This window comes from Sediminibacterium sp. GW821-FHT12F12 (genome assembly GCF_058806635.1).
This window is the reverse complement of sequence record NZ_JBXAPW010000001.1, coordinates 51,814-64,921: the sequence shown is the minus strand read 5'-3', so window position 1 is coordinate 64,921 and position 13,108 is coordinate 51,814. Positions and strand designations below refer to the sequence as shown.

13 protein-coding genes are annotated in these 13,108 nt (G+C 45.6%); 10 read left to right on the top strand and 3 right to left on the bottom strand.

Annotated elements, in window-relative coordinates:
* Window positions 1-153 precede the first annotated feature (153 nt).
* Entirely contained in the window at window positions 154-699 is a 546-nt protein-coding gene (locus tag AC1RNB_RS00270) for a CopD family protein (RefSeq protein ID WP_493079682.1), read from the bottom strand.
* A gap of 127 nt (window positions 700-826) precedes the next feature.
* Window positions 827-1,885, bottom strand: coding sequence for a ferrochelatase (gene hemH / locus AC1RNB_RS00265; RefSeq protein WP_493079681.1), 1,059 nt, complete (start codon window positions 1,883-1,885; stop codon window positions 827-829).
* A gap of 236 nt (window positions 1,886-2,121) precedes the next feature.
* On the opposite strand from hemH, the gene hemA reads away from it, so the two are divergent.
* From hemA to AC1RNB_RS00215, 10 genes are all read left to right on the top strand, one after another.
* Window positions 2,122-3,324 (top strand): glutamyl-tRNA reductase, encoded by a 1,203-nt coding sequence (gene hemA / locus AC1RNB_RS00260; RefSeq protein ID WP_493079679.1) that lies wholly within the window; start codon window positions 2,122-2,124, stop codon window positions 3,322-3,324.
* Between the two features lie 3 nt (window positions 3,325-3,327).
* Window positions 3,328-4,308 (top strand): hydroxymethylbilane synthase, encoded by a 981-nt coding sequence (locus AC1RNB_RS00255; RefSeq protein WP_493079678.1) that lies wholly within the window; start codon window positions 3,328-3,330, stop codon window positions 4,306-4,308.
* Entirely contained in the window at window positions 4,301-5,002 is a 702-nt protein-coding gene (locus AC1RNB_RS00250; protein ID WP_493079676.1) for a uroporphyrinogen-III synthase, read from the top strand. The genes AC1RNB_RS00255 and AC1RNB_RS00250 overlap by 8 nt, the downstream gene beginning before the upstream one ends.
* A 153-nt stretch (window positions 5,003-5,155) precedes the next feature.
* On the top strand, window positions 5,156-6,187 hold the full coding sequence (gene hemE / locus AC1RNB_RS00245; protein ID WP_493079675.1) for a uroporphyrinogen decarboxylase: 1,032 nt from the start codon (window positions 5,156-5,158) through the stop codon (window positions 6,185-6,187).
* A 25-nt stretch (window positions 6,188-6,212) separates the two neighbouring features.
* A complete protein-coding gene (gene hemF, locus AC1RNB_RS00240; RefSeq protein WP_493079673.1) occupies window positions 6,213-7,130 on the top strand; it encodes an oxygen-dependent coproporphyrinogen oxidase in 918 nt (305 codons plus the stop codon).
* A gap of 10 nt (window positions 7,131-7,140) precedes the next feature.
* Window positions 7,141-8,115, top strand: coding sequence for a porphobilinogen synthase (gene hemB / locus AC1RNB_RS00235; protein ID WP_493079672.1), 975 nt, complete (start codon window positions 7,141-7,143; stop codon window positions 8,113-8,115).
* A 127-nt stretch (window positions 8,116-8,242) separates the two neighbouring features.
* Window positions 8,243-8,602 carry a four helix bundle protein gene (locus AC1RNB_RS00230; RefSeq protein ID WP_493079670.1) on the top strand — a complete coding sequence of 120 codons (360 nt, stop codon included), beginning with the start codon at window positions 8,243-8,245 and terminating at the stop codon, window positions 8,600-8,602.
* A 38-nt stretch (window positions 8,603-8,640) separates the two neighbouring features.
* Entirely contained in the window at window positions 8,641-9,918 is a 1,278-nt protein-coding gene (gene hemL / locus AC1RNB_RS00225) for a glutamate-1-semialdehyde 2,1-aminomutase (RefSeq protein ID WP_493079668.1), read from the top strand.
* Window positions 9,919-10,244: 326 nt separating this feature from the next.
* Window positions 10,245-11,240, top strand: coding sequence for a 2-hydroxyacid dehydrogenase (locus AC1RNB_RS00220; protein ID WP_493079667.1), 996 nt, complete (start codon window positions 10,245-10,247; stop codon window positions 11,238-11,240).
* 30 nt (window positions 11,241-11,270) lie between these two features.
* Window positions 11,271-12,335, top strand: coding sequence for a hypothetical protein (locus AC1RNB_RS00215; protein WP_493079666.1), 1,065 nt, complete (start codon window positions 11,271-11,273; stop codon window positions 12,333-12,335).
* 83 nt (window positions 12,336-12,418) lie between these two features.
* On the opposite strand, the gene AC1RNB_RS00210 is transcribed toward AC1RNB_RS00215, so the two are convergent.
* Window positions 12,419-13,096 carry a lipoprotein signal peptidase gene (locus tag AC1RNB_RS00210; protein ID WP_493079665.1) on the bottom strand — a complete coding sequence of 226 codons (678 nt, stop codon included), beginning with the start codon at window positions 13,094-13,096 and terminating at the stop codon, window positions 12,419-12,421.
* Window positions 13,097-13,108: the final 12 nt, after the last annotated feature.

The following is a 13,108-nucleotide window of genomic DNA, read 5'->3' as shown; positions in this document are numbered from 1 at the left end:
CTACCCACCGGGTAAAAGGCGGGTTTTAAAGGGTGCAAAGGTAAGAAATATAAGGACGTGAATCGTGCGTCGTGAGTGGTCAGTCGTGAGTCGTGAGTCGTGAGTAGAAATTTCTTTTTAGAACACGAACCACTCATTACTGCCTACTCACTACTACCTGTCTCTCAACAGTTTATAAATGCGGATCGCGCTCATAAGTAAGCCGATGAACAGAACCAGTCCCACCACTCCCCAGACCAGGCTGATGCTCTGTTTTACCACTACCAGCATTACGATAGCGATCAGGAGAACGGTAGCACCTTCATTCCAGATGCGGAGTTGTTGGGAACTGTATCGGTAGATGCCCCTGATCTCCTGATGCAGGATCACCTGGAGTGTCCAGTGGTAGGCGTAGAGTAAAACCACAAATGCCAGCTTGATCAGCAGCCAGCGGCCTTCTGGGGCAAAGAGCTGCAGGTACCAGTTACCATTGATGAGCACCCAGGTTCCGAAAATAAGGGTAAGGATAGCCGAAGGCCAGGTAATACCGTACCAGAGCCGTTTCATCATGATGGTAAATTGGTCGCGCAGCACTTTCTTTTCTGCCTCTGGTTTCTCACCCGCTTCGGTTGCATAAATGAACAAACGAGGCAGGTAGAAAAGGCCCGCAAACCAGGTTACGATGAATATAATATGAAGGGCCTTGATATAGGAGTACATAGGGGGAAATTAAAAATTAAAAATTAAAAATTAAAAATTTCCCGGAGAACAGGCATCTTCAGTTCTGTGTTCTGGGTTCTATGTTCTTTGTTCGATGTTCAACATTCGGTGTTCGATATTCCTCTGTTCATCTGTTCAATATCATCTCTCTGCTACCTTGCTTAAACTCATTCATCCAGTTGGCCAGGGTATCTACCCACATCGGATGGGTATTCAGGCAGGGGATCATTTCGTAGGATTCGCCGCCGGCTTCCATAAAAGTTTCTTTTCCTCTTTCGGCGATCTCTTCCAGGGTTTCGAGGCAATCACTGATAAAAGCAGGACAGATGACGAGTAATTTTTTGATGCCTTCTTTCGGCATCTGTTCCAGACGGATATCTGTAAACGGTTCCAGCCAGCCTTTACCCAGTCTTGACTGGAAAGAAATGCTGTATTTGTCTTTGGGTAGTCCTAATTTTTCTGCTACCAGACGGGTAGTGGTAAATACCTGGTGACGATAACAGGTAGCATGGGCCACCGTATTTACTTCGCAACAGTTGGCTATTTTCATACAGTTACAACCATTACTGCCACCGGTTTTACGGAGATGGCGCTCGGGTATGCCGTGGTAACTGAACAGGATATGATCGTAGTCTTTCTCCAGCCAGGGTTGCATGCTCGTTGCCAGTGCGTTCAGGTAGTTTTCTTCGTTATAAAACGGTTTGACGAAAGAAATGCTGAACGGATAATTGCCCGCTTCATATTGTTCCTGCGCCTGCACCAGGGCTGTTTCGTAACTGCTCATGGCATAGTGTGGATACAAGGGTACTATCAGAATTTCTTTCAGGTCGGGATTGTTCTGCAGCAGCTCATCATAAGCCTGTTTGGGCGATGGGGTACCATAACGCATGGCAATGGATACCGGTTCTTCTACCTGCTGCTGCAGGGCCTGTTGTAATTCTTTGGTGAGCACAATCAAAGGAGAACCTTCGTTGGTCCAGATAGTACGATAGGCTTCTGCCGATTTGGGTGCCCGGAAGGGAACTATGATGCCCCTTACGAGCAAAGCCCTGGCAATGAACGGAATATCGATGACACGGCCATCCATTAAAAACTCATTCAGGTATTTTCTGACATCTTTTACTGAAGTGGAATCAGGTGAACCGAGGTTCATTAGCAGGATGGCTCTTTGGGCTGACTGTGGCATATCTTTATTGTGTTGGCAAAGGTATAGTAACAATCTACATACGGGAAAGTTTTGCAAAACGATTGCCCGGTGGCCGCAAATAGGCATGAACAAAGGGTTTGATCGGTTTGTCAGGAATTGTCATGCAAAAACATGACAGAGAAATGACAATGGAATGACGAATCTCATGTTTTAGAAGAAACCATGGAAGATACCTTTGCGTAAGTTAAAAGTGAATACCGAAAAAGAGCCGTTACATGCAGATCAATCATTTTTTCACAGCGGGGATCAACTACAAAAAGACAGATGCGGCTATCCGCGGTGAATTTGCGATCGGTGCAGCGCAATATGCTTTCCTGCTGGAAAAAGCGACTGGGGCAGGTGTAAGAGAAATGTTCGTATTAAGCACCTGTAACCGTACCGAGATTTATGGTGTAGCAGATAATGTAAATGTGCTGATAGACCTGCTCTGCAGCGAAACGGCCGGCGAGGCGGATACTTTCCGCCAGTTATGTTATACCAAACAGGGTAATGAAGCTATCCAGCATATTTTTGAAGTAGGCGCCGGCCTGGACTCACAGATCCTCGGCGATTATGAAATTGTGGGCCAGATGAAGCTGGCAGTGAAGTTTGCACGTGAGAGAGGATTTATCGGTGCTTTTATGGAGCGGTTGTTCAATACCGTATTACAATCATCCAAAGCCATTAAAAACGGAACTGCCCTGAGTGGCGGTACCATTTCGGTATCATTTGCCGCCATCCAGTTTATCAGGCAGCAGTTACCAGACACAAAAGATAAAAAAATCGTTTTACTCGGCACCGGCAAGATCGGCCGTAATACCTGTAAGAACCTGATCGATTACCTCGATACGACACAGATCACACTTATCAACCGTACCGACGAAACGGCCCGTGAACTGGCGGCAGAACTCGGTATTCAATCCGCTCCCTTTACAGACATGTATGCAGCGGTAAACGAAGCTGATATTGTGATTGTGGCCACCAATGCCAACAAACCCATGCTTACCAAAGCGGATCTGCTGCATAGTGGTCCGAAAATACTGATCGACCTCTCTATCCCCAATAATATAGAGCCGGCAGCCGGTACATTACCGCAGATCATCCTCGCCAATGTGGATGATCTGTCGGTAATCAATGATCTTACCCTGCAGAAAAGAAAAGCAGAAGTGCCCAAAGCACGCCAGATCATCCAGCAACACCGGCAGGAACTGGCAGAATGGTGGTTGCTGCGCAGTCATGTACCGGTATTAAAAGCCGTAAAACAGAAACTGCATGACATGCATTCCTGCAATATGTTCCTCGCTACTACCCAAAATACTACCATCGATCAGGTAGCGATTCAGAAAGTAGTGAATACAGTGGCCGTAAAAATGCGTAGCCAACATCAGCCCGGATGTTATTATATTGAGGCTATCAATGATTTCATGACCATCAATTAATCCATGACACAACAGCCCTTACGAATCGGCACACGCGACAGTCAGCTGGCAGTGTGGCAGGCTACTTTAGTTCAGCAGCAGCTCCACCAGAAAGGTGTAGCGGCAGAACTCATCTATATTAAAAGTGACGGGGATATTGACCTGGTTACACCATTGTATGAGTTAGGTGTACAGGGTATTTTTACCAAAACACTGGATGCCGCTTTACTGAGTAACCGGATTGATATAGCCGTACACTCTATGAAAGATGTGCCCACCCAACTGGCAAAAGGATTACAGCAGGCAGCCGTATTACCCAGAGCTTCTTACAAAGACATTCTGGTGTATAAAGGGGATAAGGATGCATTACTCGAATCATTAGGCTACGCGAATGGAAAGTGGTCCACGGCCGGCAACAATAGTTCTCTCACCACTCACCACTCACCACTCACCATTGCCACCAGCAGTGTTCGCCGAAAAGCACAATGGCTGAACCGTTATCCGGATCATGTGCTGGATAACCTGCGCGGTAATGTAAATACCCGGCTGCGCAAACTGGAAGAGAGCCATTGGAATGGTGCTATTTTTGCCGGAGCAGGTCTGGAAAGAATTGGGCTTCGTCCGCAGAATTCCATAAACCTCGATTGGATGTTGCCCGCCCCCTCACAGGGAGCGATCATGATTACCTGCCGCGAGAATGATACCGCCAGTTTTGAAGCAGTGTATCCGCTAAACGATGACCATACGGCTATCTGTACCCGGATAGAAAAAGATTTTCTGCGTGTGCTGATGGGAGGTTGTACAACACCTATCAGTGCATTGGCAGTTATTAATAACGACAAATTATTATTCAGAGGTAATATCCTTTCACTGGATGGAAAAGAAAAAGCAGAAATAGAATCAGAAGTACCAATGTCAAAAGCAGAAGGACTGGGTGAAAGATCTGCCCGAACCTTATTAGAGAATGGTGGCGAAAAAATCATCGAATCCATACGCAATGCCTGATAAGCGTATCCAGATATTATCTACCCGGCCCATAACCGCTGCGCAACTGGACAATGCCCGTAAAAAAGGCATTGACATTACCGTGCAGTCATTCATAGAAACCACCGCCCTGCAGGATGTTGCCGTACAGCAGGAAATAGAATGGGCTTCTGTGCAGGAAACCGTTGTGGTGTTTACCAGTATGAACGCCGTAGTGGCCGTTACTGATATGCTGGATGGCCATATACCTTCCTGGCGTATTTACTGCATGGGATATGCTACCCAGAAACTGGTAACCGAATATTTCGGCGAAGCTAGTATTGCCGGAACCGGTGCCAGTGCAGCGGAACTGGCAGAAACCATTATCGAAGAAGAAGAACCTGATGAACTGATCTTTTTCTGCGGCAATATCCGGAGAGATGAATTACCGGTCAAACTAAGCAGACAGGCTATTACAGTACACGAGATCTGTGTATATGAAACCCTGGCCACACCACATAAAGTAGAAAAAACATTTGATGGCATTCTGTTCTTTAGTCCAAGTACTGCCGAAAGTTTTTTTTCAAACAATACTGTAGCGCCGGATACCGTGCTGTTTGCCATCGGACAAACCACACGCGACACAATAGCTCGTTTTACCAATAACAAAATTCTGGTAAGCAAAGAGCCCGGAAAGGATGAGATGGTGGAGCAGGCGGTGAGGTATTTTTCGTGAGGCGTGAATCGTGAGTGGTGAGTAGTGAGTAGGTAGGCAGATCATCAAGATAGAATTAACATAAGAACTATAATCGTTATTAAAAAAGAGAGAGAAGTTGTAGTGTTTTACTACGTAACTCACTACTGACTACTCACCACTCACTTACACGCTATGTTACAGAATGACCTCTTACTCAGAACCCTCCGTGGAGAAGCTACAGAAAGAACCCCTGTTTGGATGATGCGCCAGGCGGGCCGTTACCTGCCGGAATACATGGTGCTGAGAGAAAAATATGGTTTCTTCGAAAGATGCCAGACACCTGAACTGGCTTGTGCCATTACCTTACAACCGGTAGATATTATAGGGGTTGACGCAGCTATCCTTTTCTCGGATATATTGGTGGTGCCACAAGCCATGGGACTGGAAGTACAGCTCATCGAAAGCAAGGGTCCGGTATTGCCCGATCCCATCAAAAATAGTAATGACCTGAATCGTGTGCGTGTGCCAGATGTGAATGAAACACTGGGGTATGTATTTGATGCCATCAAACTTATTAAACAGGAATTGAATGGCCGTGTGCCGCTGATCGGTTTTGCAGGCGCCCCCTGGACACTGCTCTGTTATATGGTACAGGGCAAGGGTTCCAAAACCTTCGACGAAGCCAAAGCATTCTGCTATACCCAACCCGAACTGGCTCACCATTTATTACAGATGATCACCGATACTACCATTGCTTACCTGAAAGAACAGGTAAAAGCCGGTGCAGATACGGTGCAGTTGTTTGATAGCTGGGGCGGTTTATTGAGTCCGGGTGATTTTGAGAATCTTTCTTTACAGTATATGCGCCAGATTGTAGCGGCATTAAAAGACAGTGTACCCACGATTGTTTTTGCCAAAGGTGCCTGGCATAGTCTGGATGCCATGGCCGCCACAGGTGCGCAGGGTTTAGGCATTGACTGGTGTATCAAACCAGTACTGGCAAGACAGTTCGCTGGAAATAAGGTAACCCTGCAGGGTAATTTTGATCCGGCTAAATTATTGTCGCCCATCCCCGTTATCAAAAAAGAAGTGACCGCTATGCTGGATGCATTTGGTCCGGGACGACATATTGCCAATCTCGGTCATGGCATTTTACCCAATGTACCGGTTGATCATGCAAGGGCTTTTGTAGATACCGTTAAAGAATACAGGCACAAAAAATAATCACTGACGATTCACGCATCTGTATATGGACAGTATTAAAACACAATGGATCAGTCTTATTCATCAGTTACAGGATCAGATCTGTGCCGCACTGGAAGGATGCGATGGAAAAGCGGTGTTTGCAGAAGACAAATGGGAAAGACCTGAAGGAGGCGGTGGAAAAACAAGGGTGATCAGTCAGGGCGATGTGTTTGAGAAAGGAGGCGTAAATACATCGGTGGTTTTTGGAAAAGTAACAGACACCATGCGGGCACAACTCAAGATCAACGGCGATCAATGGTTTGCCTGCGGGATGAGTATTGTAATACATCCGCTGAATCCGTTTGTGCCTACGGTACATTGCAACTACCGCATGTTCGAACTCTATGACGCAGACAACAACGTAATCGATCGCTGGTTTGGTGGCGGTACGGATCTGACGCCTTATTACCTGTTTGAAGAAGATGCCCGTCATTTTCACCAGACCTACAAAGCCGTATGTGATGGTTTTGATCAAAGCTTCTATCCCCTCTTCAAACAGGAATGCGATGATTATTTTGTGAACCGGCACCGCAACAATGAACGACGTGGCATTGGCGGCATTTTTTATGACCACCAGCGGCCCGATGCCACCAAAGATGTTCAATGCTGGATCAGTTTTGCCAAAGCCTGCGGGGAAGCTTTTATTGATTCGTATATTCCGATAGCAGAAAAAAGAAAACAACTTCCCTACCAGCCCGAACATAAATACTGGCAGGAGATCAGGAGAGGAAGATATACAGAATTCAACCTTGTACACGATCGCGGAACTATCTTTGGTCTGAAAACCAATGGCAGAACAGAAAGCATTTTAATGAGCTTACCCCCTACGGTAAGATTTGAATACAATCATCAACCAGCCGAAGGAAGCGCAGAAGCCGCATTGTTAGATGCCTGTCTGCATCCCCGCAACTGGGTTAACTAAAACAGTTCCTATGTACCTCCAGAGAAGAAACAGGATCTTACGCCAATCACCCGCTATCCGTTCCATGGTGGCTGAGACCATTTTACACCCTGCTGATTTTATTGCACCCTTATTCATTGATGAAGGTGAAAATATACAAACAGAAATCGCTTCTATGCCCGGTTATTACCGCCGTTCGATTGATCTGACAGTGAAAGAAGTGAAAGAACTCTGGAGCATGGGCATCCGTTCTGTTTTGATTTTCATCAAATGTAAAGACGAGTGGAAAGACAATACCGGCAAAGAAGCCTGGAACCCGGATGGACTGATGCAGAGAAGCATCAAAACTATCAAAGATGCTGTTCCTGAAATGGTGGTGATGACCGATGTGGCGCTGGATCCCTACTCTTCTTATGGTCATGACGGCATTGTACTTAATGGCGAGATCGTGAATGATGCAACAGTGGAAGCACTGGTGCAGATGAGTATCAGTCATGCAAAAGCCGGAGCCGATTTTGTTGCCCCCAGCGATATGATGGATGGTCGTATTGGTGCCATCCGTAAAGGACTGGAAGAAAACAGGTTTACACAAACAGGTATCATGAGTTACAGTGCCAAATATGCTTCCTGCTTTTACGGACCCTTTAGAGATGCCCTGGATAGTACACCGGGATTTGGTGATAAAAAAACGTACCAGATGGATTATGCCAACCGCACCGAAGCCATCAAAGAAACTCTGATGGATATAGAAGAAGGGGCCGATATCGTAATGGTAAAACCAGCACTGGCTTACCTCGATATCATCCGCGAAATCAAAAATGCAGTAACGGTTCCGATAAGTGCTTACCAGGTAAGTGGCGAATATGCGATGATCAAAGCTTCTGCTAAAATGGGGTGGCTAGATGAGAACAAAGCAGTGCTGGAGACATTAACCTCTATCAAAAGAGCAGGTGCAGATCTGATTGCTACTTATTTTGCGAAAGATGTGGTGAGGTTGCTGGGGTAGAGCGTATTTATACGGTGGAAAAGAAGGGTGTTAAAACGGAATTTATGTGAATGGGCAATGGTGAATGGTGAATATGATTTGTTTTGCATAATGGCAGTACAATTCATATTCAATCAAAACCATTTATATGTTCCTTTCATTAAATCACCAGAAACTCGATATTTATGGAACATCCAGGTTATTTGTTCGTGAGTGTTATCGATTAACAAATTGTTTACCTGCTGAGGAAAGATATGGAATGATTTCACAGATCAGAAGAGCTGCTTTATCCGTTCATTTGAATATTGCTGAGGGCGCTTCCAGAAAATCGAATGCAGAGAGAAAAAGATATTACGAGATTGCAAGAGGGTCTGTAATTGAGATAGATGCAGCACTCGACGTTGCACAGGATTTATCGTATTTACAAAATACACAAACCGACAAGCTGGGAACATTAATGATAACTTGTTTTAAAATGTTATCAGGAATGATAACAACAAAAAAATAAACCTATTCACCATTCACCATTGCCAATTGACAAAAACCATGTACGAAAAAAGCAAAGCCCTCTTCGAACGCGCACAAAAATCTATCCCGGGTGGCGTAAACTCACCGGTACGGGCATTTAAAAGTGTTGGCGGAACACCTTTATTTATTGAGAAAGCAAAAGGTGCTTATCTGTTTGATGCAGATGGCAACAAGTATATCGACTTTATTGCCTCATGGGGGCCGATGATCTTAGGACATGCATACGAACCTGTTGTAAAAGTCATCCAGGAAAAAGCTTTGCTCTCAACTTCTTACGGTGCTCCTACCGAGTTAGAAATAGAAATGGCCGAGCTGATCAAAAGCATGGCGCCCAATGTAGACCTCATCAGAATGGTGAGCAGTGGTACCGAAGCCTGTATGAGTGCTTTGCGTTTGGCGAGGGGGTATACCGGTAAAAATAAATTCATCAAGTTTGAAGGATGTTATCATGGACATGCAGATGCGTTCCTCGTAAAAGCCGGTAGCGGACTGGCTACTTTTGATATACAAACGGTACCTGGTATTACAGCCGGTGTGGCCAATGATACACTGACCTGTGCCTTTAACGACCTGGCCGCGGTTGAACAGCTGGTGGCCGAAAACAAAAACCAGATCGCTGCCATTATCACTGAACCGGTGGTAGGTAATATGGGTTGTATTTTACCGCAACCCGGTTTTCTCGAAGGCCTGCGTACCATCTGCAACAGGGAAGGTATCGTATTGATTTTTGATGAAGTGATGACGGGTTTCCGGCTGGCAGCCGGTGGTGCCCAGGAGCGTTTACAGATCAATGCCGATCTGGTTACCTATGGCAAAGTAATTGGGGGGGGTATGCCCGTGGGTGCTTTTGGTGGAAAAAGAGAGATCATGGAAAAGATCGCTCCACTTGGCAATGTTTACCAGGCTGGTACCCTTAGTGGCAATCCCATTGCCATGATAGCTGGTTTTACCATGCTGAACGAATTAAAAAACAACCCGCAGATCTATACAGAACTGGATGCCAAAACCGCTTACCTGCACGATGGCCTCGCAACAGTACTCAAGACTTCCGGTATTCCTTATGTGATCAATCGCCTCGGTTCTATGATCAGTCTGCACTTCAGCGATCATGCTGTTACCGATTTTGCATCTGCCGCTTCGGCCAATAACCAGTTCTTCAATACCTTTTTCCACGCCATGCTGCAACGCGGTATTTACCTGCCGCCTTCTGCCTATGAAAGCTGGTTTTTGAATAACGCATTGTCGTATGCCGATCTGGACAAAACGATTGCGGCAGCGGCAGAGAGCTTGAAGTAATAGCGTGAGTTTGTGAATGGGCAATGGTGAATTGTCAATATAAGACCTGATTGGAGTTTCTCGGCTTACTGATTGCGCAGAGAATCAGCAATTCAAAAAACTGAACATCTCTGCGATTCTCTGTTGCTCCAAGCCTCTGTGTTAAAAAATAAAATAGATGCCATTAGGTAATTTTGATATAGTAGTGTTTTTCAACACAGAGGCTCGGAGATAGGGAGTTACACAGAGAAAGGCAGCTGTTTTCACCACACAACAATGGTTAACAATTCACCATTGCCCATTCACCATTGCCAAGTTTCCCCCCGCCTCCGTATCTTTAATCCATTATGAAAATCATCTTCTTTTCCGCCCAGCCTTACGATAAAGAGTTCTTTAACCGTTTTAACGATAGTGTCGGTTTTGAACTGGTGTATCATAAATCACAGTTGAATGATCAAACGGTAGGTTTGGTAGATCAGGCCGAAGCGGTTTGTGTATTTGTAAACGATAAAGTAACCGCACTGGTTTGCCAGCAACTGGCCGATAAAGGCGTAAAAGTAATTGCACTCCGCTGTGCGGGTTTTAATAATGTGGATCTGGAAGCTGCCAAAAAACTGGGACTGAAAGTATGCCGCGTTCCCGCTTATTCGCCCGAAGCAGTGGCAGAACATGCGTTGGCCCTGATGATGACGCTGAACCGGAAAACACACAAAGCCTATAACCGGGTACGGGAGCAGAATTTTGCCCTGAACGGATTGCTTGGGTTTAACCTGCATGGTAAGAGCGTTGGCGTAATTGGTACCGGAAATATTGGCCAGGCTTTTTGCCGGATGATGGTTGGCCTGGGCTGCCAGGTAAAAGCCTTTGACCTTATCGCCAATAAAGACCTGGAAGCGATGGGTGTTAGTTATCACCCATTGACAGAAATACTGCAAACCGATATCATTTCTCTGCATTGTCCGCTGAACGAACAGACCAAACACCTGATCAACGATACCACCATTGGTATGATGAAAGATGGGGTAATGCTGATCAACACCAGCCGGGGCGGATTGGTGGATACCAAAGCCGCTATTAAAGGACTGAAAGCCGGCCGGATCGGTTATCTGGGCATTGATGTGTATGAGCAGGAAGAACACCTGTTTTTCCGCGATTTATCGGGTGAAGTGATACAGGACGATGAAATTCAACGCTTAATGAGCTTTCCCAATGTACTGATCACCGCTCACCAGGCCTTTTTTACCGATGAAGCCCTGTCGCAGATAGCTACAACAACGTTAAATAACGTAGATCAGTTATTAAAAAACAGTATTTTGACTAACCGGGCAGCGTTATTAGTATAAATTTTATCTGATATTCGTATAAGCGAGAAAATGCGAAAAACAAACATGATCAAATTAACCCTACGTTTTGGCCTCATCTTAGCTGTATTCTTTGCCTTCCAGGCCTGTAAAAAAGAGTTCAGTGTGGAAAGAGGTGGCTTTAATGGTACGGCCCAGGGAGAACTGGTTGATTCGCTGGGAAACTGCAAATCGGCAGAAGTGAAGGGTGACTACAAAGTAGATACTGCATTAGTGCCTACCTATAACTATGTAAACATCAATGTCAACTTTACTGCACAGGGTAAATACAAGATCTATTCAGATACCGTAAATGGTATGTGGTTCCTGGATTCCGGTTTCGCTGTAAGTACCGGCCCGGCTGTGATCAAGCTGAAAGGATATGGCACCCCCATCCTTCCCAAAACAACCGATTTTGTGCTGATCTTCAATAACAATATCTGCAGTTTCTCTGTTCCCGTATCCGGCAGCGGCACAGGTGGTTCAGGGGGCGGCACCGGTTCTGGCGGCGATTATTTCCCTACTACAGAAGGATCCAGCTGGGTATACCAATACGTTCCCAAACTGGGCACCATTGACACTTTTTCTGTGAAAGTAGCAGCCGGACAGATCGTACGCGATACCCTCAGTTATGCACAGTTCGCTACCCGCCTGCAGGATACTTTCTATTTTGCCAAAGATGGTAAAGGCACCTATTATGCCTTAAGCACGGTAGACTTTGATTATACCCTGATATTTGACACGATCCCTAATTTCTTCATCAGTTACCCATTCCTGAAAGAGAGTGCCAATGTGGGCGAGAGCTGGTCGTCTACGGCACAGCCCGGCTACTGGACGGGAGGTCAGAAAGGAACTGCCAAAGCCGTATTCACTATCATATCCAAAAACACGAGTAACTATACCATTGGTGGAAAACAATATTCCAATGTGATCAATGTGAAACGGGAGATCATGTTCCTGCCCGATAATGGAACCAGTTACCAGACACTGATGTCGGGCAACAGTTATTACGCAAAAGGATATGGCCTCATAGACCAGGTATTCAATACCACTCCTGCACAAAGCTTATCGCTGTTTAATGTGCCGGTGATCAAATAAATAATATTACACTATCATAAAGAGAAGCCCCGGCAATCACTGTCGGGGCTTCTCTTTGATAGTAGTGTATAGTTACAGTACAATTAGAATATCTGCGTTTTATCATTCACCACACTATCTGTTTCAATGGTATGGTGTTGTACTGCTTCCTGTTTTTTGAAATAGCGGTTCTGAAATAAAAGAATCACGATCACACCGGTAGAAATGGAAGCATCCGCCAGATTAAATACAGGACGGAAGAACTCAAACTCTTCACCACCATATAAAGGAACCCAGGAGGGGAAATGCGCATTGGTAATGATGGGGAAATAAAACATATCTACCACTTTTCCGTGCAGGAAACCTGCATACCCACCTCCGGGCGGAAAGAAACGGGCCACATTCTGTGAGAAAGGATTGCTCTGCTCAAAAATGATCCCGTAAAACAGGCTATCAATCAGGTTGCCCAGTGCACCTGCGTAAATCAGGGCCGCACAGATGATAAAACCTTTGTGGTATTTTTTACGGATAAAATCGCGCAGCAGAAAACTACCCCAGATCACCGCTACCAGACGGAACAGGGTCAGAATGATTTTTCCGAACCCACCGCCGAATTTCCAACCCCAGGCCATGCCCTCGTTCTCTACAAAATGCAGTCGGAACCAGCTGCCCAGCACCTGGTGTTCTTCACCGGCATAATAATTCAGTTTGATATAAAACTTCAAAGCCTGGTCGGCAAAAATGATCAGTAGTATCAGGAATATGATTTGTCTGGCTTTCACTGCATGTTTTTT

Coding starts and splice junctions, on each gene's coding strand:
- AC1RNB_RS00270 (WP_493079682.1), bottom strand. CDS start 699: ATGTACTCCTATATCAAGGCCCTTCATATTATATTCATCGTAACCTGG.
- hemH (WP_493079681.1), bottom strand. CDS start 1,885: ATGCCACAGTCAGCCCAAAGAGCCATCCTGCTAATGAACCTCGGTTCA.
- hemA (WP_493079679.1), top strand. CDS start 2,122: ATGCAGATCAATCATTTTTTCACAGCGGGGATCAACTACAAAAAGACA.
- AC1RNB_RS00255 (WP_493079678.1), top strand. CDS start 3,328: ATGACACAACAGCCCTTACGAATCGGCACACGCGACAGTCAGCTGGCA.
- AC1RNB_RS00250 (WP_493079676.1), top strand. CDS start 4,301: ATGCCTGATAAGCGTATCCAGATATTATCTACCCGGCCCATAACCGCT.
- hemE (WP_493079675.1), top strand. CDS start 5,156: ATGTTACAGAATGACCTCTTACTCAGAACCCTCCGTGGAGAAGCTACA.
- hemF (WP_493079673.1), top strand. CDS start 6,213: ATGGACAGTATTAAAACACAATGGATCAGTCTTATTCATCAGTTACAG.
- hemB (WP_493079672.1), top strand. CDS start 7,141: ATGTACCTCCAGAGAAGAAACAGGATCTTACGCCAATCACCCGCTATC.
- AC1RNB_RS00230 (WP_493079670.1), top strand. CDS start 8,243: ATGTTCCTTTCATTAAATCACCAGAAACTCGATATTTATGGAACATCC.
- hemL (WP_493079668.1), top strand. CDS start 8,641: ATGTACGAAAAAAGCAAAGCCCTCTTCGAACGCGCACAAAAATCTATC.
- AC1RNB_RS00220 (WP_493079667.1), top strand. CDS start 10,245: ATGAAAATCATCTTCTTTTCCGCCCAGCCTTACGATAAAGAGTTCTTT.
- AC1RNB_RS00215 (WP_493079666.1), top strand. CDS start 11,271: ATGCGAAAAACAAACATGATCAAATTAACCCTACGTTTTGGCCTCATC.